Source organism: Frigoribacterium sp. VKM Ac-2859, from assembly GCF_013204925.1.
Classification (GTDB): domain Bacteria; phylum Actinomycetota; class Actinomycetes; order Actinomycetales; family Microbacteriaceae; genus Frigoribacterium.
On record NZ_JABMLC010000002.1, the window covers coordinates 152,080 to 168,382 of the forward strand.

15 protein-coding genes are annotated in these 16,303 nt (G+C 71.3%); 4 read left to right on the top strand and 11 right to left on the bottom strand.

The genetic code is table 11. The features are described from left to right. Window positions 1-18: 18 nt before the first annotated feature. Both rpmA and rplU read right to left on the bottom strand, forming a co-directional pair. On the bottom strand, window positions 19-285 hold the full coding sequence (gene rpmA, locus HQQ78_RS08595; RefSeq protein WP_123571842.1) for a 50S ribosomal protein L27: 267 nt from the start codon (window positions 283-285) through the stop codon (window positions 19-21). Window positions 286-303: 18 nt separating this feature from the next. Beyond that, window positions 304-612 (bottom strand): 50S ribosomal protein L21, encoded by a 309-nt coding sequence (gene rplU / locus HQQ78_RS08600; RefSeq protein WP_173152478.1) that lies wholly within the window; start codon window positions 610-612, stop codon window positions 304-306. 175 nt (window positions 613-787) lie between these two features. Here rplU and HQQ78_RS08605 point away from each other — a divergent pair, with 175 nt between their 5' ends. Next, window positions 788-1,063, top strand: a complete 276-nt coding sequence (locus HQQ78_RS08605; protein ID WP_369794401.1) for a DUF4031 domain-containing protein — start codon at window positions 788-790, stop codon at window positions 1,061-1,063. 32 nt (window positions 1,064-1,095) lie between these two features. Here HQQ78_RS08605 and HQQ78_RS08610 read toward each other — a convergent pair whose 3' ends face one another. The 5 genes from HQQ78_RS08610 to HQQ78_RS08630 are packed head-to-tail and all read right to left on the bottom strand — an operon-like array spanning window position 1,096 to window position 8,200. Continuing rightward, entirely contained in the window at window positions 1,096-2,559 is a 1,464-nt protein-coding gene (locus HQQ78_RS08610) for a hypothetical protein (protein ID WP_173152481.1), read from the bottom strand. Further along, on the bottom strand, window positions 2,540-3,424 hold the full coding sequence (locus HQQ78_RS08615) for a TIGR03943 family protein (protein ID WP_173152484.1): 885 nt from the start codon (window positions 3,422-3,424) through the stop codon (window positions 2,540-2,542). Before HQQ78_RS08615 ends, HQQ78_RS08610 begins: the two co-directional genes overlap by 20 nt. Beyond that, complete coding sequence (locus tag HQQ78_RS08620; protein WP_233568523.1) at window positions 3,414-4,466, bottom strand: permease; 1,053 nt, start codon at window positions 4,464-4,466, stop codon at window positions 3,414-3,416. The genes HQQ78_RS08615 and HQQ78_RS08620 overlap by 11 nt, the downstream gene beginning before the upstream one ends. Continuing rightward, the gene (locus HQQ78_RS08625; RefSeq protein WP_159826907.1) at window positions 4,463-5,269 is read right to left on the bottom strand and encodes a hypothetical protein; all 807 of its coding nucleotides are present in this window, start codon (window positions 5,267-5,269) and stop codon (window positions 4,463-4,465) included. Before HQQ78_RS08625 ends, HQQ78_RS08620 begins: the two co-directional genes overlap by 4 nt. A gap of 18 nt (window positions 5,270-5,287) precedes the next feature. Continuing rightward, window positions 5,288-8,200 carry an Rne/Rng family ribonuclease gene (locus HQQ78_RS08630; protein ID WP_173152488.1) on the bottom strand — a complete coding sequence of 971 codons (2,913 nt, stop codon included), beginning with the start codon at window positions 8,198-8,200 and terminating at the stop codon, window positions 5,288-5,290. 146 nt (window positions 8,201-8,346) lie between these two features. Here HQQ78_RS08630 and HQQ78_RS08635 point away from each other — a divergent pair, with 146 nt between their 5' ends. From HQQ78_RS08635 to HQQ78_RS08645, 3 genes are all read left to right on the top strand, one after another. Further along, window positions 8,347-8,529 carry a hypothetical protein gene (locus HQQ78_RS08635; RefSeq protein ID WP_056048330.1) on the top strand — a complete coding sequence of 61 codons (183 nt, stop codon included), beginning with the start codon at window positions 8,347-8,349 and terminating at the stop codon, window positions 8,527-8,529. 106 nt (window positions 8,530-8,635) lie between these two features. After that, window positions 8,636-9,265 carry a vitamin K epoxide reductase family protein gene (locus HQQ78_RS08640; RefSeq protein ID WP_233568524.1) on the top strand — a complete coding sequence of 210 codons (630 nt, stop codon included), beginning with the start codon at window positions 8,636-8,638 and terminating at the stop codon, window positions 9,263-9,265. 127 nt (window positions 9,266-9,392) lie between these two features. Further along, window positions 9,393-10,316, top strand: a complete 924-nt coding sequence (locus HQQ78_RS08645; protein ID WP_173152491.1) for a thioredoxin domain-containing protein — start codon at window positions 9,393-9,395, stop codon at window positions 10,314-10,316. A gap of 93 nt (window positions 10,317-10,409) precedes the next feature. Here the strand turns inward: HQQ78_RS08645 and ndk are convergent, their stop codons facing one another. From ndk to ileS, 4 genes are all read right to left on the bottom strand, one after another. Next, window positions 10,410-10,826, bottom strand: coding sequence for a nucleoside-diphosphate kinase (ndk, locus tag HQQ78_RS08650; RefSeq protein WP_056048334.1), 417 nt, complete (start codon window positions 10,824-10,826; stop codon window positions 10,410-10,412). Window positions 10,827-10,915: 89 nt separating this feature from the next. Then, complete coding sequence (locus tag HQQ78_RS08655; RefSeq protein ID WP_056048336.1) at window positions 10,916-11,344, bottom strand: DUF4233 domain-containing protein; 429 nt, start codon at window positions 11,342-11,344, stop codon at window positions 10,916-10,918. Then, window positions 11,341-12,747 carry a folylpolyglutamate synthase/dihydrofolate synthase family protein gene (locus HQQ78_RS08660; RefSeq protein WP_173152494.1) on the bottom strand — a complete coding sequence of 469 codons (1,407 nt, stop codon included), beginning with the start codon at window positions 12,745-12,747 and terminating at the stop codon, window positions 11,341-11,343. The genes HQQ78_RS08655 and HQQ78_RS08660 overlap by 4 nt, the downstream gene beginning before the upstream one ends. After that, window positions 12,744-16,037, bottom strand: a complete 3,294-nt coding sequence (gene ileS, locus HQQ78_RS08665; RefSeq protein ID WP_173152497.1) for an isoleucine--tRNA ligase — start codon at window positions 16,035-16,037, stop codon at window positions 12,744-12,746. Before ileS ends, HQQ78_RS08660 begins: the two co-directional genes overlap by 4 nt. Window positions 16,038-16,303 lie beyond the last annotated feature (266 nt).

Below are 16,303 nucleotides of genomic sequence, written 5' to 3' on the forward strand. Positions count from 1 at the left end.
CGACGCCGCGTGGTGGTGCTAGACCGTCGCCGTCGCGGAGGCGACGATGTTGACGACCTTGCGGCCGCCCTTGGCGCCGAACTCGACCGAACCGGGGGCGAGGGCGAAGAGGGTGTCGTCGCCGCCGCGGCCGACGTTGACGCCGGGGTGGAAGTGGGTGCCGCGCTGGCGGACGATGATCTCGCCGGCGAGGACGACCTGGCCGCCGAAGCGCTTCACGCCGAGGCGCTGTGCGTTCGAGTCACGACCGTTGCGGGTGGACGATGCGCCCTTTTTGTGTGCCATGTGTTCTCAGCCCCTGGTTCAGTTGATCGAGGTGATCTTGACGCGGGTCAAGTCGGCACGGAAGCCCATGCGACGCTTGTAACCGGTCTTGTTCTTGTAGTTCTGGATGACGATCTTCGGGCCGCGCAGGTCGTTCAGCACCTCGGCGGTCACGGTGATCCCTGCCAGGGCGTCGGCGGCGGAGGTGACGGTGTCACCGTCGACGTGCAGCACGGCGGGGAGGGTGATGGAGTCGCCTTCGGCGGCCTTGAGGCGGTCGAGGGTGAAGATCGTGCCGACCTCGACCTTCTCCTGCCGACCACCGGCGCGCACGACTGCGTAGACCATGTCTGTTCCTTAAGAGTTGGGGTGTCCGGCACGACGCGGCCTCGAGCCAGCGCGCACCAACCGCCCATCGTACAGGGGGCCGCTGGGGCCGTCAACGCGTCCTCCGACGAGCGCCGCGCCTCCTCCGTCCACGACCCCCGCACCGGCAGGCGGACCGACGACTAACATCCAGGGCGTGATCCTGATCGACGAGGCCGTGTGGCCGGCCCACGACACGCTGTGGGCACACCTGGTGAGCGACGACTCGTACGACGAGTTGCACGCCTTCGCCGCCCGTCACGGCATCCCCCGCCGCGGGTTCGACCACGATCACTACGACGTGCCCGAGTCCCGACGGGCCGAGTTGATCGCCGGTGGGGCCGTCGCCGTGACCGGCCTCGACCTCGCCCGCCGTCTCGAACGCAGCGGGCTGCGGGTGTCCCAGCGGGTCAAACGCGGCCTCACGGCCTGACCGGTTCCGTCCGCCCCGGCCCGCAGGCGCGGTCACCAACTCGTGTCGAAGCCCTCGTAGCTGGCCACGACCGCGCCCGAGGCGATCTCGACGATGGTGGTCGTGACCCCGTCGGCCACGGGGTCGATCGTGTACGAGTAGTCGGTCGGCGTCGTCGCGTCCCCGACCGACTGGACCGCCAGGTACTGCCCGTTCGGGGAGACGTCGAAGCCCTCGATCACACCGGATGCGCTCGGGGGCTGCCAGAGCGTCCGTGACGTGGCACCGTCGTCGGCGACGACGAGCGTCCGGTACGTGAGCCCGTCGTCGGACGGGACCGACACCTGCTGCACGACGTGGCGGGAGTCGAGGGCCACCAGCGGCCCGGCGAACGGGAGGACGCCGTCGACCGGGGCGGGGGCACGGGGGCGCTCGTCCCCCGTGGCGAGGTCGACGACCATGGAGGCGATCGCCGACGCGGCGATCAGCGTGGTGCCGTCGAGCGACACCCCCTGCAAGAGCGAGTACGTCCCCACGGGCCGCACGGGGTCCACTCCCGAGAGGTCGATGACGCTCACCGAGTCGTCGACGGCCTGGACGACGACGTCGTCCTCACCCGGCACGAAGGCCCAGTCGGTGGGTTCGACGGGCTGCCCGGACAGGCCGAGGACCGGGGCCACCGCCCGCTCCCCCTGCAGTGGCAGCGTGTACAACGTGTCGACGTCCGAACCGGTCGGACGGAACGAGAACGCCAGCGTCGTCGTGGCACGGTCGGCCGCGAAGCGGGTGATCAGGCCAGGGGCCTCGGGCACGGGCAGGGTCTCGACGGCGGCCCCGTCGAGCGACACGAGGCTGAGGCTGCTCTGCGTCCCGTCGTCCGTCACGACCGCGACGGCCGAGTCGAACACCTCGTAGGCCTGGATGCGCGGCGCGGACCAGACGGTCGTCCTGTCCGAGCCCCGGAGCCCGGCCCGTTCGATGCGGTCGTCGGCCCCGGACGTGCCGCGCACGAGCCGGTACGCCGTCGCCGGGGGCGTGCTGAATCGCGCCTCCAGGGACGAGGTCTGTCGCTGGTAGACGCTCGAGACCCCGTCGACGCGGACGTGGTAGTCGGTGTCGTACGCGAGCCGGCCCGTGAAGGTCACGGCGACCACGTCACCCGACGTCTGCACCGTGAAGGCCGCCGCGGGCGTCACGACCACCTGCGAGGCGTCGACGTGCGCGAGCGCCTGGTTGGCGAACACCCGCAGCTGCTGGCCGGGACGCTCGACCACGGCCGTCGTGTCGACCTGCGTCTCGCCGGCCTTGGGACCCTGGAAGTAGGTCAGCCCCACGAAGGCGGCACAGACCACCGCGAGGACGGTGACGACGGCGATCCATCGCGTGCGCCAGCGGGCACCGGCCTCACGGGCGTCCTGCTCGGTGAGGAACACGGGGTCGGACGCGAACGGATCGGGCGTGGCCGCGCCTCCCGTCGTGCCCCGGCCCCGTCCGCCCTCAGTAGAGGTACGGGTCACTGGGCTGTCCCACGGTGGTGACGTCGTCGGGCACGAGGGCGACGGGGTCCTGGCTCGAGCTGCTGCGGTTGGTGTCGAAGCCGCCCGTGACCTCGACCCAGTCGTCGGCGGCGACCTGGTCCTGCCACCCCGGCAGGTAGACGGGCACGCCGACGGGCTGGGCGTCGACCGCGCAGCACGTGATCACGAAGCGCGACACGTAGAACACGTCGTCGGGGTCGGTGTCGGACGGCGTGACGAACCCGACGACGTCGGCGGTCTTGCCCTCGTAGAACGCGAGGTCGGTCGTCTGCCGCAGCAGGCCGGCCCAGTCGAGGACGCTGAACGACCGGTAGGCGTCCGAGGAGGCGCTGGTCGCGTCGGCCACGGTCGTGCGGTCGAGCGCCGCGGTGGACGAGTTGACGTCGCGCTGGCCGGCCGTGGCGCTGGTGAGGGTGGCCGGGGGCAGGGCGACGACGGCGATCGCGATGGCGGCGGTGACGGCGACGCCCGCCGAGAAGGCGAGACGTCGGGCGCCGGTGGCGACCGGCCGACGCCGGCGCGGCCGGAGGCCGTCCTCGACCGCGGGCACCTCGGCCGCGTCGAGGCGGCCGTCGTGGCCGTGCTCGGTCCCGGGATCGTGGTCGTGGCCGTCGTGCGCGTCGTCGCCCCGGACCGGTGAGAACGCCAGCGTGGCCAACGACAGCGTCATGCCGATGAGGATCATCACGACCGTGAAGACGTCGTACCGGGGGTGGATGTACAGCACGAGCTGCCCGGTCGCGGCGAGCCAGAGGGTGGCGACGCCGACGACGAGCGTCAGCAGCACCCCTTGCCACCGGTCGAGCAGTCGGCGCCAGGGGCGAGGAGCAGGGCTAGGCGACATAGTTGACCACCAGTCCGATCGCGGCACTGGTCAGGGCCACCACGAGGGTGACCTGCCCGAGCACCTTGGGTGTGTAGGTCGTCCGCAGCAGGGCCAGCATCTTGACGTCGATGATGGGGCCGAAGACGAGGAAGGCGGCGATGCCGCCGGGCATGAACGTCGAGGCGAACGGCAGCACGAAGAACGCGTCGACGTTCGAGCAGATCGAGATGACGAAGGCCAGCACCATCATCGCCAGCACCGACCAGACCGGGTTGCTGCCGAGCGTGACGAGCACCGACCGCGGAACGATCGTCTGGATCGCGCCCGCGATGGCCGCGCCGATGAACAGCGCGGGCATCATGGTCGACATCTCGCGGCGGAACAGGTCGACGCTCTTCGCCGTGCGACCCCGGCCGTGCGCATGGCCGTCGTCGACCCGGCACTCGGCCGCGAACGAGGAGGTCAGCAGGCTCTGCTGGTTCGGGTGCTTGCTGAACAGCCAGCCGATCAGGTTCGCGATGACGAACCCACCGATCAACCGGGCCACGAGGATGCCGTCGTCCCACCCGAACGCCTGGTGCGTGGTGATGATGGTGATCGGGTTGAGGATCGGCGCCGCGAGCAGGAAGGTCATCGACTCGGACACCGTGAAGCCCTTGAGCACGAGCCCCCGCGCCAAGGGCACGTTGCCGCACTCGCAGACGGGCAGGAACATGCCGAGGAACGAGATGACCGCGCGACGGGGCAGCCCCCGCTTCGGCAGCCACGACGAGAAGAACGCCTGCGGCAGCCACTCCTGCACGATGATCGACAGGACGATGCCGAGCAGGACGAACGGCATCGACTCGACGATGACGCTGATGGTCAGCGTGACGAAGTCCTGCAGCGCGTTCGGCAGCAGGCCCGGGCCGAGGAGGGGCGAGGCGAGGCGGACCGCCACGAGCACGGCGAGCACGAGCCCACCGGCCACGAGCAGCGGGACGCGCGACGGTGCCCGACGAGCACGCCGTCCGGCGCCGTGCCCGGCGTGGTCGATGCGCTCCCGGACGGGAGCGCTCACCGGTCGTCCTCGTTCGGACCGGCCGGGGGCGCGAAGCGCGACCAGTCGTCCGGTGCGGGGGCCGGGTGCGACGGCACGACGGGGCGCTCGGGCGGGACGACGGGGGCCGACGGCGCCGCGGCGACGGTCGTCGGGAGGCGGGTGGAGCGATCGCCCCGGACGGCAGGAGGCGCGACGTCGTCCTCGACGTCGCCCGCGTCGTCACCCTCCCCGGCCTCGGCGACCCGGGGCGCGGGCTCGACCGCCCAGACCTCGTCGCCGTGGCCGCCGCCCAGCCACAGCCGGGCGAGCACGGCCCCGGCCACGAGCAGGGCGGTGTCGACGATGCCCGCCGACAGCGGGATGGTCGTCAGGTAGAGCGCGAGGTTCACCCATGTGCCGCCGTCGATCGAGAGCACGATGCCCGGCACGATCCCGACGACGGCCAGCGCGAGGGTTCCCGCGCCGCCCGCGACCACGGCGTGGCGGACGACCGTCCGGAGGTCGGACCGCGGCGTCAGCGGCCTGATCGTGGCGAGCACGACGAACGAGGCGACGTAGAACGGGAACGGGTAGAGCACGAAGCTGCCGAGGAACTGCCCGACCGGCGTCGCGACGAACCCGCTGGGGAACGCCGTCACCGAGAAGCCGACCGCCGAACCGACGAGTGCGACGAGGCCGAGGGCGAAACGCGCCACCAGCACGACGACCAGGGCCGTGGCCGCCACGAGCAGGCGCTCGCGTCCCTCCGGCCCGGAGGCCGAGACGGACGCAGCCCGGAGCCTCGACCTGACGGTCGGGGTTCCGGGCTGGGTCAGAGGCACGCAGTCACCCTAGACGACCTACAGATCGTCGGAGCTGACCCCCACGCCGAGGATGAACGGACCGGACTCGCCGGTCGTCGTCGGCTCGACCGGAGCCGCTGCGGTCGTGCCCTGGCTGGAGGCGCGGCGCGAACGCGAACGCCCCTGCCCGGGCTGCTTCGGCTCGGGCAGCGCACCCAGCACCGAGTCGAGCAGCTGCTCGGCGTCCTGGCTGCTGATGCGACGCGGCTCGCGACGCGTGGTCGCGACGGGGATGTCGAGGATCGCGACCGTGGCGTCCGGGGTCGAGACCGTGGCCGACGACCGGCGACGCTCCGTGGCCTTGGCGACCGGAGCCTCCGTGGGCTCGTCGACGGGTGCGGCCACGGCGGCGGCCGGAGCCGACCGCTCGGCCGGGGCGGCCGCGGGGACCTCGATCACACCGGCGCTCGAGTCGGCAGGAGCGGACTCGGCGGGCGACGACACGGCAGGAGCCGACTCGGCGGCGTCCTCGCCGGTCTCGCGCGCGGCACGTGACGATCCACGGCGACCTTTGCGGCCCGAACGCCCGCGACGGCCTTCGTCGGCCTGGTCACCGGCTGCCTCGGCGGCCGGCTCGGCCTTCGTGGCACTCGCGGCGGCGGCGTCGATGGCGGCCTCGACCGCCGCGGCGGCCTGGCTGGCCGCGTCGTCGTCCTTGGCGCCGCCTTCTTCGGCATGGGCGATGGTGCTCGCCGCGATGCGCGAGAGAGCGTTCTTCACGTCGTCGGTGATGGCGTGCGTACCCGTCGTGGGGTGAGCCCCACCGGTCGGCGCCGAGGGGCCGCCGCGACCGGACTGCGGCGCGGTGCCGGCACCGGCGCCCGTGTTGTGGCCGTTGCCGCCCGACTTGCCGGACCCGCCGGCCTGGCCGCCACGTCGGCGGTCGCCCTGCTGGCCGCCCTTGCGGGGCTGCTGTTCTTGGACGCGCGCGGCGCTGCCGGCCTCGGAGAACGACTCGGCCAGGCCGAGGCCCAACTTCTTGCGCGTCATCTGGACGAGCCCGAGCGACGTGACCTCGGCCACCTGGTGCTTGGTGCGGTCGCGGCTGAGGCACTCGACCAGACGACGCAGCACGAGGTCACGGTTGGACTCGAGCACCATGTCGATGAAGTCGACGACGATGATGCCGCCGATGTCGCGGAGGCGCAGCTGACGGACGATCTCCTCGGCGGCCTCGAGGTTGTTCTTCGTGACCGTCTCTTCGAGGTTTCCGCCGGAACCGACGAACTTGCCGGTGTTGACGTCGACGACGGTCATCGCCTCGGTGCGGTCGATGACGAGGGAACCGCCCGAGGGCAGCCAGACCTTGCGGTCGAGCGCCTTCTCGATCTGCTCGTTGAGGCGGTACTCGTCGAACGCGTCCTTGTCACCCTCGTAGCGCTTGACGCGGTCCATGAGGTCGGGCGCCACCGCCGAGAGGTACGACTGCAGCGTCTCGAACGCCTCGTCGCCGTCGATGACCATCTCGTGGAAGTCCTCGTTGAAGACGTCGCGCACGATTTTGATCAGCAGGTCGGGCTCGGAGTGCAGCTGGTTCGGGGCGTTGCCCGCCGCGACCTTCTTCTCGATGTCGGCCCACTGGTTGGTGAGGCGCTTGACGTCGAGGGTCAGCTGCTCTTCGGTCGCGCCCTCGGCCGCCGTGCGCACGATGACGCCGGTGTTCTCCGGGAGGGCCTCTTTGAGGATCTTCTTCAGACGCGCGCGCTCGGTGTCGGGCAGCTTCCGGCTGATGCCGTTCATCGAGCCGTTGGGCACGTAGACGAGGTAGCGGCCCGGCAGTGAGATCTGGCTCGTGAGACGGGCGCCCTTGTGGCCGACGGGGTCCTTTGTGACCTGGACGAGCACGCGGTCACCGGGCTTGAGGGCCAGCTCGATGCGACGGGGCTGGTTGCCCGTCGACAGGGAGTCCCAGTCGACCTCGCCCGAGTAGAGCACGGCGTTCCGACCGCGTCCGATGTCGACGAAGGCGGCCTCCATGCTGGGCAGCACGTTCTGGACGCGACCGAGGTAGACGTTGCCGATCAACGACACGTTCTGCGCCTTGGCGACGTAGTGCTCGGCCAGGGTGCCGTCCTCCATGACGCCGATCTCGATGCGGTCGCCCGACGAGCGGACGATCATCTTGCGGTCGACGCTCTCGCGACGGGCGAGGAACTCGGCCTCGGTGATGACGGTGCGACGGCGTCCCGCGTCCCGGCCGTCGCGACGACGCTGCTTCTTCGCCTCGAGACGCGTGGAGCCCTTGATGCGCTGCGGCTCGGTGATGAGCTCGGCCTGACGCGGGGCACGGTCGCGGTCGCGACCACGGGGCTCGGAGTCGCGCTCCTCGCGGTCCTGCGAGCGGCCGCGCTGGCGGCGACGCGAGGCGGGCTGCTGCTCGCGGTCGTCGCGCTCGTCACGGTCGTCGCGGTCGTCGTCGTCGCCCTCACGGTCGTCGTCCCACGAGTCGTCGCGGTCGTACCGGTCGTCACGGTCGTCGCGCTGTCGTCGACCGGGGCGGGCCGGCAGGACGGTGATCTCGGGTGCGTGGAAGATCAACGACGTCGTCGTGAGGTTCGCCGGGATCGGCGACGCCCCGTCGGTCGTCTCGTCGTCGGCCGTCGCGTCGGCGGCCCGTGACGGCTGGGTCGCCGCGGCGACGAACGCCTCGGCGACGGCGTCGGTCTCGCCCTGCTGGGAGGTCGGGGCCTGGGCCGCGACCTGCTCGTCGGTGGTCTCGGTCTCGTGGGTCACGGGTGATGCCTCCTGGGCGTCGTCTGTCGTCCGGACGGGTGAAGGGAGTGCTGCCTGCTGCCTGGCGGGGGCCGTCGCCGGGGCGGCGTCGACCGCTGCCTGGCGAGCCCTGAGGCCTGCGAACAATCCCCTTCTCTTCTTCGGACGTCCGTCGTTGTCTGTGTTGTCGTTCACCACTTGCGGTGCGCTCCTCGCCCCGCCGAGGCCATGCCGTCGGCAGGAATTCTCGTGTCGTGGCCGGGCGGTGACGTGGCACCTGCCCCTGACCACCGCGCCCTCTCACGGCGCGCCTTGTCGGACACGTCACGTTCGGTCACCCGGGGGTGTCGACCGACCTGCGGTCGTCGCCCTCGATGTCGTTCGTCGACGTGCTGTTCTTCGTGTCGCCTTGCTGGTTCGGAACTGGCCATCCGACGATGAGCGCCTGCGCTCTGGCCCGGATTCCGCTCGACCTGGTCGACCACGCGATCTCTCGCGTGACGACGACGGCCGGCACTGCCCGGTAAGCCTGGATCTCGGGGCCTGGGCCCCACGACTGGCTCGATTATCGCACGCCCACGTCGGTCCGGGGTCAAAGCGGACGCCCCGACGGCCCGTGCGATACTGCTGGACGTGACCGTCGAGACGCCTCGGGCCGTGACCCTGCCCACCGGCCGCACCCCGTTCGTCGCGGCCGTGCTGCTCGTCGTCGCCGGTCTCGGCGGACTCGTGGGGGCCTTCGCCCTGACCCTCGACAAGTTCCGGCTGCTCGAGAACCCGGGCGCGGCGCTCGGCTGCGACGTCAACCCGTTCGTGGGCTGCTCACCCGTCATCAACAGCTGGCAGGCCTCGCTCTTCGGCTTCCCCAACCCGATCCTCGGCCTGATCGGCTTCGCGGCCCCCGTGGCGGTGGGCCTGGGCCTGCTCGCCGGTGCGCGCTTCGCCCGGTGGTTCTGGCTGGCCTTCAACCTCGGACTGCTGCTCGCCTGGATCTTCATCACCTGGCTCTTCACCCAGACCGTGTTCGTCATCGGCGCGCTCTGCCCGTGGTGCATGCTCGTCTGGCTCTTCACCATCCCGCTGTTCTGGGTCTTCACGGTGTGGGGCGCGGCTCGCGGCGTCACCGTCCCCGACGGGCCGCTCCGACGTGCGGCGGCACGCTTCCTCCCCTACTCGTGGGTGCTGCCGGTGCTCAACTACATCGTCGTCGCCACGACCATCGTCGTCGTGTTCCCGTTGCTGCTGCCGACGCTGTTCGGGTGAGCCGCGCCTCCTCGCGTCCCCGGCTCGGGCCCACACGCCCCGTCAGTCGCACTCAGGTCGCTCCCAGCCGAATCAGGGTCGGCCTCGCCAGTCTTGACCGACGACCCCCGAGCCACGACGAGGACTGATGACGCCACCCACCGACTCCCCCGCCAGCAAGAAAGAACGCCGAGAAGCAGCCCGCGAGAAGGCCCGCGTCACGCGCGAGGCCGAGGCCCGACGTCGACGACGCAACAAGTGGCTCCTGCAGGGCGGCCTGGTCGTGGGCGTCGTGGCGGTGCTCGCGATCGTCGCGCTCGTCATCACGCAGTCGATCAAGCCGGCCGGTCCCGGCCCTGCGAACATGGCGAGCGACGGTCTGGTGCTCGAGGGCTCGAACGGGGCGGTCACCGCCGTGCCGAGCGGCGCCCTCGCCGCCGACGCGACCCCGACCCCGGCCCCGAGCGCCTCGGGCGACGTGCCGTCGATCGTGGTCTACCTCGACTACATGTGCCCGTTCTGCGGCCAGTTCGACACGACGAACGCCCAGCAGCTCGAGGAAGCCGTCTCGAGCGGTGCCGCGACCCTGGCGATCCACCCGATCGGGTTCCTCGACAACGCCTCGCAGGGCAGCCGGTACTCGACGCGGGCCGCCAACGCCTTCGCCTGCGTCGCGAACCACGAGCCCGACAAGGCGCTCGACGTCAACACCGCCCTGTTCGCGCAGCAACCCGAGGAGAACACCCGGGGCCTGACGAACGACGAGCTCGTCACCCTGGTGCAGGGTGCCGGGGCGACCGACGACCAGATCCCGTCGTGCATCACGGGAGGCGACTTCGAGGACTGGGTCGCCTCGGCCACCCAGCGGGCGTTGAACGACCCGATCCCGAACTCGTCGCTCGACAAGCTCGCGAGCACCCCGCTCGTCCTGGTGAACGGCCAGCAGTACCAGGGCTCGTTGACCGACGCGAGCACCTTCGCGCAGTTCGTCGCCGAGGTGCAGAACGGCGCCCCGACCGGTGACACGAGCACGGGCGACACCGAGGGCTCGACGGCGACGCCGACCCCCTGACGACGCGACCCGTCGACACGACCGAGCCCGCGCCTCCTGATGGACTCAGGAGGCGCGGGCTCGGTGGTCTCCGGCGTCACGCCGGTCGGCGGCTCAGAACCAGAGGGCCAGCTCGCGCGTGGCGCTCTCGGGGCTGTCGCTGCCGTGCACCAGGTTCTGCTGGACCTTCAGGCCCCAGTCGCGGCCGAGGTCGCCACGGATCGTTCCGGGGGCCGCGGTCGTCGGGTCGGTCGTGCCGGCCAGCGAGCGGAAGCCCGCGATGACGGCGTCGCCCGCGATGCGCAGCGCGACGGTCGGGCCGCTCTGCATGAACTCGACGAGGGGCTCGTAGAACGGCTTGCCCACGTGCTCCTCGTAGTGCTTCGCGAGCAGGTCGCGGTCGGCCTGCACGAGGCGGACGTCGACGAGCGAGTACCCCTTGGCCTCGATGCGGCGCAGGATCTCGCCGGTCAGGCCGCGGGCGACGCCGTCGGGCTTGACGAGGACGAGGGTTTCTTCGAGATCGGACATTGCTCCTCTTTCGGTGGGTGGCGGATGGCTCGGTGGGTGGCGGATGGCTCGCGGGCGGGCGCCCGGAGGACGGGTCGGTGGGTGTCGGCTCAGGCCACGTCACCGGGCGCGTCGCGCAGCCGGGCGGCGTTCATGCGGTCGAGCTGTGTGCCCTTGACGAGGCAGTAGGTCCAGATGGCCACGAACAGGGCGGCCACGACGAACATGACCGGATCGAGGAACCCACAGGCCACGAGACCCAGCTGGACGAGCCAGCCGAGGGCGACGCCCCACCGCCAGCGCAGGGTCTGCGAGATCAGCAGCGTCAGGACGATCGCGGCGAGGCCTCCGCCCCAGGCGACGCCGGCCGGCAGCAACTGCCGCCCGAAGACCACGAGGGTGACGAAGAACAGCGTCATGGCCTCGAGCACGAGGACGATCGAGAGCAGGCTCTCGGCCGCCCCACGACGTCGACGGGGGCGCGGCGCGCGCCCGCCGGCTCCGGCTCCGGCTCCGGCGGGAGGCGGTGGCGTCGTCACGAGAGCCCCTCGGGCTGCTGCGAGAGGGCGATGACGTCGCCGACCAGCGTGATCGACCCCGTCACGACGACGCCGCCGGGCTCGTCGCCCTCGACCTCGTCGGCCAGGTCGCGCGCCGTGCGCAGGGCCGCCACGAGGTCGGTCTCGACGACGACGCGGTCGGCACCCACGACGCCCACCGCGATGGCGGCGAGCTCGTCGGCGTCGATCGCCCGGTCGGACTTTGAGCTCGTCACGACGAACTGGGTGACCGTGGGCGCCAGGGCGCGGACGATGCCCGCGGCGTCCTTGTCGGCCAACACGCTGAGCACCGCGACGACGCCGCCGAACTGGAAGTAGTCGTCGAGGGCCTTGGCCAGGGCGCGGGCGCCGTGCGGGTTGTGCGCCGCGTCGACCAGGATCGTCGGCTCGTTGGCGACGATCTGCAGGCGGCCGGGCGACGTCGCACTCGCGAGTCCCTCGGCGAGCACCTCGTGGTCGAGCGGCTGCGACCCACCGCCGAGGAAGGACTCGACGGCCGCGACCGCGACGGCGGCGTTCTGGGCCTGGTGGTCACCGAACTGCGGCAGGAGCAGGTCGTCGTACCGGCCCGCGAGCCCGCGGATCGTGACGACCTGGCCGCCGACGGCGACGGTGGTGGACTCGACGCCGAAGGCGGTGCCCTCGACCGCGAGCGACCCCTCGCTCAACTCGACGGCGCGTTCGAGTTCGACCAGGGCCTCGGAGGTCTGCGACGCCGAGACCACGGCGGCCGTGGGCTTGACGATCCCGGCCTTCGTGCGGGCGATCTCGGCCACGGTCGAGCCGAGACGGTTCTGGTGGTCGAGGGCGATGGGGGTGAAGACGGCGACCTGGCCGTCGGCCACGTTCGTGCTGTCCCATTCGCCCCCCATGCCGACCTCCAGCACGACCACGTCGGCGGGAGCGTCGGCGAAGCAGGCGAAGGCGAGCACCGTCAGGGCCTCGAAGAAGGTCAGGGTGGGCTCCCCCGACGCTTCGAGATCGGTGTCGACCATGGTCAGGTAGGGCTGGATGTCGTCCCAGTTGGCGACCAGGCGCTCGTCGCTGATCGGCTCGCCGTCGACCACGATGCGCTCGTTGAGGTGCACGAGGTGCGGGCTCGTCATGAGCCCGGTGCGCAGGCCGTGCGCCCGCAGGATGCTCTCGATCATCCGGCTGGTCGACGTCTTGCCGTTCGTGCCGGTGAGGTGGATCACCGGGTAGGCCCGCTGCGGGTCGCCCAACAGCTCGACGGCCCGCCGGGTCGGCTCGAGCCGCGGCTGCGGGGCCTGCTCGCCGATGCGTGCCAGCAGCTCGTCGTGGACGCGCTGCGCGCCGGCCGCGAACTCGCCTCCCTGCTCGTCGGCGGGATCGCCCTGGCGGTCGTTCTTCTTCGGGGTCATGCGCGTCGTACCTCCACGACGACGGCCGAGCCGGAGCCCGATCCGACGACGGTCTTCTCGGGCCGCTCGCCGACGCCCTCCTGGACGTCGACGATCAGCTCGGTGGTCAGGGTCTCGCGGGAGATCAGCTCACGGTGGGCCTCGACGGCGGCCGCCGCGACGGCGTCGGTCGTGAGCGTCGTCACGATGCGGTCGGACACGTCGAGGTCGGCGGTCTTCCGGGCCTGCTGCACGGCACGCACGACGTCGCGGGCCAGGCCCTCGGCCTCGAGCTCGGGCGTGGTCGCGGTGTCGAGCAGCACGAAGCCGCCGTCGCCGACGAAGGCGAGAGCGCTCGACGCGTCGGCGACGGCCAGCTCGAGCGTGAACTCGCCGGGCAGCAACTCGACGCCGCCGACGACGACGTTCTCGCCCGCGGGCTGCCAGTCGCCCCTCTTCGCCGCCGGGATGACCTGTTGCACCTGCTTGCCGATGCGCGGACCGGCCGCCCGGGCGTTGACGGTGAGCTTGCGGGTGACGCCGTATTCTCCGAGGCTCTCCTCGGTCAGGCGGGTCACGACGACCTGCTTGACGTTGAGCTCGTCGCGCACGATGTCGGCGAACGCCTCGAGGCCCGCGGGGTCGGGCGTGACGACGGTCAGACGGGCCAACGGCAGGCGGACGCGCAGCCCCTGGGCCTTGCGCAGCGCCAGGCCGCTCGACGCGACCGCGCGAACGGCGTCCATCGCGGCCACGAGGGCGTCGTCGGCCGGGAACGCCGAGGCGTCGGGCCAGTCGGTCAGGTGCACCGAGCGACCCCCGGTGAGTCCCTTGTAGATCTCGTCCGCGACGAGGGGCGCGAGCGGGGCCGCGACCCGGGTGAGGGTCTCGAGCACCGTGAAGAGGGTGTCGAAGGCGTCGACGTCGTCGCCCGACCAGAACCGGTCACGCGAGCGTCGGACGTACCAGTTGGTCAGGACGTCGGCGAAGTCGCGCAGCGTCGCGGTGGCCCGCGGCGTGTCGAGGGCGTCGAGGGCCGCCTCGACGTCCGTGACCAGGAGGCGCGTCTTCGCCAGCAGGTAGCGGTCGAGGACGTCGCTCGAGTCGGTTCGCCACTGCGCGTCGTAACCGGGGGCGGCGTGACGACCCGCGCCTCCGGACGCCGCGTTGGCGTAGAGCGAGAAGAAGTACCAGGTGCTCCAGAGCGGCAGCAGGAACTGCCGGACGCCCTCGCGGATGCCCTCTTCGGTGACGACGAGGTTGCCGCCGCGGATCACCGAACTCGACATGAGGAACCAGCGCATGGCGTCGGCCCCGTCGCGGTCGAAGACCTCGCTGACGTCGGGGTAGTTGCGCAGGCTCTTCGACATCTTCTGACCGTCGGAGCCGAGCACGATGCCGTGGCTGACCACGTTCGAGAAGGCCGGGCGGTCGAACAACGCGGTGGAGAGCGTGTGCAGCGTGTAGAACCAGCCACGGGTCTGGCCGATGTACTCGACGATGAAGTCGGCAGGGCTGTGCTCGTCGAACCACTGCTGGTTCTCGAACGGGTAGTGCACCTGTGCGAACGGCATCGAGCCGCTGTCGAACCAGACGTCGAGGACGTCCTCGATGCGGCGCATCGTGCTCTGCCCGGTCGGATCGTCGGGGTTCGGTCGGGTGAGCTCGTCGATGTAGGGGCGGTGCAGGTCGGGCTCGCCGTCGGCGTTGAGCGGCAGGCGGCCGAAGTCGGCCTCCATCTCGGCCAGCGAGCCGTAGACGTCGACGCGCGGGTAGGCGGGGTCGTCGCTCTTCCACACCGGGATCGGTGAACCCCAGTAGCGGTTGCGCGAGATCGACCAGTCGCGGGCGTTGCCGACCCACTTGCCGAACTGGCCGTCCTTGACGTTGTCGGGCACCCAGGTGATCTGCTGGTTCAGCTCGCCCATGCGGTCGCGGAACTCGGTGACGCGCACGAACCAGCTCGACACCGCCTTGTAGATCAGGGGGTTGCGGCAGCGCCAGCAGTGCGGGTAGCTGTGCTCGTAGCTGGCGAGGCGCACCAGGCGTCCGTCGGCGCGGAGGCGCTGCACCAACGGCTTGTTGGCCTCGAAGACCTGGAGGCCGGCGACGCCCAGCTCGTCGAACATCGGCAGGAAGCGCCCGCCGTCGTCGACCGAGACGATCACGGGGATGCCGGCGGCGGCGCAGACCAGCTGGTCGTCCTCGCCGTAGGCCGGGGCCTGGTGCACGATGCCGGTGCCCTCGCCGGTGGCGACGTAGTCGGCGACCAGCACGCGCCAGGCGTTCTCGGTGCCCCAGGCCTCGGTGTCGGCGTAGACGTCCCAGATGCGGTCGTACTCGACGCCCTCGAGCTCGGCGCCGGTGAAGGTTGCGGTGACGGCGGCCTGGGCGGACTCGGCGGACTCGTAGCCCAGGTCGCGCGCGTAGGCGCCGAGCGTGTCGGCCGCGAGGAGGAACACGCTGCCGGTCAACAGCTCTTGGTCGCCGGTGCGCTCGCCCGGCAGGAGGGCGTGGGGCACGGTGACGTAGTCGATGGCCGGTCCCACGGCCAGCGCCATGTTGGTCGGGAGGGTCCACGGGGTGGTCGTCCAGGCCAGCGCCTCGACGCCGGTCAGGCCGAGCGCCTCGGCCTTGGCGCCGACGAGGGGGAAGGCGACGGTGACCGTCTGGTCCTGACGGTTCTTGTAGACGTCGTCGTCCATGCGCAGTTCGTGGTTGGACAAGGGGGTCTGGTCGTGCCAGCAATAGGGCAGCACACGGAAGCCCTCGTAGGCGAGTCCCTTGTCGTGCAGCTGCTTGAAGGCCCAGACGACGCTCTCCATGTAGTCGACGTCGAGGGTCTTGTAGTCGTGGTCGAAGTCGACCCAGCGCGCCTGGCGGGTGACGTACCGCTGCCATTCGTCGGTGTACTGCAGCACCGATCGGCGGGCGGCGGCGTTGAACACGTCGATGCCCATGTCGTCGATCTCGTGCTTCTCGGTCAGCCCGAGCTGACGCATCGCCTCGAGCTCGGCGGGCAGGCCGTGGGTGTCCCAGCCGAAGCGGCGGTGCACCTGCTTGCCGCGCATGGTCTGGTACCGCGGGAAGACGTCCTTGGCGTAACCCGTCAGGAGGTGTCCGTAGTGCGGCAGGCCGTTGGCGAACGGCGGCCCGTCGTAGAAGACCCACTCGTCGCAACCCTCGCGTGCACGGATCGACTCGGCGAAGGTGTCGTCGCGCTTCCAGAAGGCGAGGACGCCGGTCTCGATCTCGGGGAATCGCGGGGAGGCGGGGACGCCGGTGGCGTCGGAACCCTTGGGGTAGGTCATCGGTTCTCCAGGTCGTGCGGTGGGTCGCCCCCGCTGCGCTGGCCGAGGGACCTTCTGACCACGAGGACGCCGTCCGGGTGCCTGACCCGGGTGGCGCGGTACCACCCCGCTTGCCGCCGTCGTCGTCCTCTCGGACGGCGACCGCGACCGCTCTGCTGCGGCTGTGACGGGCCTGCCCCGCCCGGTTCTACCGGCGACCACCGGGCCTGGGCCCGCCGCTCGCTTTCTTCCGGGTGCTCCCCGGTGATGGCCGGATCGATGCGTGC

Bases quoted from the DNA above. Each gene is read 5' to 3' on its own strand.
- rpmA (WP_123571842.1), bottom strand. From the start codon at position 285: ATGGCACACAAAAAGGGCGCATCGTCCACCCGCAACGGTCGTGACTCG.
- rplU (WP_173152478.1), bottom strand. From the start codon at position 612: ATGGTCTACGCAGTCGTGCGCGCCGGTGGTCGGCAGGAGAAGGTCGAG.
- HQQ78_RS08615 (WP_173152484.1), bottom strand. From the start codon at position 3,424: ATGTCGCCTAGCCCTGCTCCTCGCCCCTGGCGCCGACTGCTCGACCGG.
- HQQ78_RS08645 (WP_173152491.1), top strand. From the start codon at position 9,393: ATGACGCCACCCACCGACTCCCCCGCCAGCAAGAAAGAACGCCGAGAA.
- ndk (WP_056048334.1), bottom strand. From the start codon at position 10,826: ATGTCCGATCTCGAAGAAACCCTCGTCCTCGTCAAGCCCGACGGCGTC.
- HQQ78_RS08660 (WP_173152494.1), bottom strand. From the start codon at position 12,747: ATGACCCCGAAGAAGAACGACCGCCAGGGCGATCCCGCCGACGAGCAG.
- ileS (WP_173152497.1), bottom strand. From the start codon at position 16,037: ATGACCTACCCCAAGGGTTCCGACGCCACCGGCGTCCCCGCCTCCCCG.